Origin of the sequence: Kitasatospora sp. SC0581 (assembly GCF_048159585.1) — a bacterium.
Lineage (GTDB): Bacteria > Actinomycetota > Actinomycetes > Streptomycetales > Streptomycetaceae > Kitasatospora.
Map to the genome: position 1 here is coordinate 1 of NZ_JBLRWA010000329.1, position 313 is coordinate 313.

Genomic DNA, 313 nt, shown 5'->3' on the forward strand with positions numbered 1-313 from the left:
AAAGCTATTTTTATTGCTTTTTTCCATTCTAACAAATTTATTTTTAAATAGAAAAATCAATCAAACATAATACTAATCTTTTCTTCATTTTTTACCTTTTTCATATCGTTTTCTACCATGACTTTTACTAGTTTTTCGAATGGTGTTTTAACAGGATTCCAACTCAATAATGTCCTTGCCTTTTTTGGATCCCCCAGTAATTGTTCAACCTCAGCAGGCCTAAAAAACTTAGGATCTACTTCAACTATGACTTCACCTGTGGCCTTGTTAATTCCTTTTTCTTCTATTCCATTTCCATTCCATTCAATTTCAA

The 313-nt window shown here is 30.4% G+C and carries 1 protein-coding gene; it reads right to left on the minus strand.

Annotated elements, in window-relative coordinates:
- Positions 1-56 precede the first annotated feature (56 nt).
- The coding region (locus ACLWS4_RS38330; protein WP_416876615.1) for a GDP-mannose 4,6-dehydratase at positions 57-313 on the minus strand (257 nt) is incomplete at its 5' end.